Consider the following 1,731-nt stretch of genomic DNA (forward strand, 5'->3'; position numbering starts at 1 on the left):
AGATGTGTATAAGAGCCAGGGTCGGCACCGGGGGCGGCCCCACGGTCACGGGGCCGGTGATGAAGGGGCCGAGGGCCCGCATGACGTCGTCCTCGCGGTCTTGGACGAGCAGGTTCACCCTGGCGGCCTCACGGTCGTACCAGGCGATGTTCCTGCCGTCCGGGAGGCAGACGTACAGCCGCTCCCGGCCGTGCCGCCAGGTCGGTATGACGCGCAGTCCGTTCATGCACCATCACCCCAGTCCATGGGAACAGGCGGGGTGCTGCGGGGGCAAGAACCCGGCTACCTTGGAGAGGAGTTGGGCCTGCCCGCGGACCCTCGGGCGGTGATCGTGGGGAGGCGCCGTTGCGTACCCGCAGTAAACCCGACGTGCCCGCTCCGGAGAGTGCGTGGAGCGAGGTCGTCCCCGGGCTCTGGATGGGCGGTCACGAGTACACCGGGGCCTTGGGGCACCTGGAGTTCGCCGTCGTACGGAACGAGTTCGATCTCGTGCAGACGCTGCTGCGGCTGCCGGGGCACGGGCCCGATCCCGGCGTCCGGCACCAGGTGTGGCCCATCCCCGACGGGCCGCTGGACGGGACACAGCTCGCCGGGGTGATTCGGCTGGCCGAGGCGGCGTGCGAGGCGATGAGCGAGGGCCGCAGCGTGCTCGTCCGCTGTTACCACGGGTACAACCGTTCCGGTCTGGTGGTCGCGCACGCGCTAATGCGCCAGGGCAGCTCCGCGGAGGCGGCGATCCGGCTGATCCGGGACCGCCGCTCGTCCTGGGCGCTGCACAACGAGCTGTTCGTCGAGTACCTGCGGGCCGGGCTGGCCACGGCCCGGCTGTTGGAGGAGCTCACCGAGTAGCCCGGCACCCGTACGCCCGGCACCCTTGCGCCCGGTATCCGTGCGCCTTCCCGCCCGCGGCCGCACACGTCCGGCTGCCCTCTCGCGCAAATGGGACTTCCCCACGAATAAGGTGTACGCGGCCGACGGTCGCGTCCGCCCAACGTGATCATCCACGAACGCCAGGAGTGCAGTGCCCCTCAGCCGCCCCGGACAGGCCGCCCGTCGCCTCGCCGTCGTCGCCCTCCTGCTGGCCGCCGCCGTGGGCTGCGGGGACGCCGGGGGGCTGGAGGGCGCGGGCTCGACCCCGACGGCACGGGGACCGGCCCGGCTCTGGCCGGAGCTGACCCCGGCGTCCAGCCCGGCCTTCGAGATCGGCGAGGTGAACACCGAGGTGGTCGAGGGGGTGAAGGTGCCCGGCCACGACATCCGCCGGGTGGACCCGGTCGGGATCGTCCGGGCCGAGATCGCCCGGCACCCCGACGAGTACGACGGTGCCAAGGCGCCCTACCGCGGCACGAAGCGCGGGATGGCCGAGTGCGCGAAGGGCCCTGGACACGGGACGTGCCCGGTGCTCAAGCCGTACTACCGGGATCTGACAGGCGACGGGCGCGACGATCTGACGCTGGGCTTCCCGCTGCTGCCCGGCAAGACGACCGCGGTCCGCGTCTACACCGTCGAGAAGCACCGGCTGGTGCAGGTGATGGCCTGGGAGGACGCGCTCAGCGGCGTCGAGCTGGCCGGGCGCTCCCTGGTGATCCGCTCGCCTTCGGAGGTCGCGGGGTACGAGTACCGCCTGCAGTGGACCTGGGACCGGGACCAGCGGGCCATGCTCCTCACCCACGACGAGATGCTGCGCACCGGCCCGCGCAAGCACTCCCGGCATCCGTCGGCCTCCCCCAC

At 72.2% G+C, this 1,731-nt stretch carries 2 protein-coding genes and 1 pseudogene; 2 read left to right on the top strand and 1 reads right to left on the bottom strand.

Annotation, left to right across the window (positions count from 1 at the left end; all coding sequences use genetic code 11):
• Positions 1 to 226, bottom strand: a pseudogene (locus C1J00_RS42865) (NERD domain-containing protein); the annotation flags it as partial.
• A 119-nt stretch (positions 227 to 345) separates the two neighbouring features.
• Between C1J00_RS42865 and C1J00_RS42870 the strand changes: the two are divergent.
• Positions 346 to 849 carry a protein-tyrosine phosphatase family protein gene (locus C1J00_RS42870; protein WP_245936739.1) on the top strand — a complete coding sequence of 168 codons (504 nt, stop codon included), beginning with the start codon at positions 346 to 348 and terminating at the stop codon, positions 847 to 849.
• Positions 850 to 1,021: 172 nt separating this feature from the next.
• A partial coding sequence (locus C1J00_RS42875) for a hypothetical protein (RefSeq protein ID WP_102914173.1) occupies positions 1,022 to 1,731 on the top strand: 710 nt, incomplete at its 3' end.

Source organism: Streptomyces cahuitamycinicus (assembly GCF_002891435.1).
In the GTDB taxonomy this organism is placed as follows: Bacteria; Actinomycetota; Actinomycetes; order Streptomycetales; family Streptomycetaceae; genus Streptomyces; species Streptomyces cahuitamycinicus.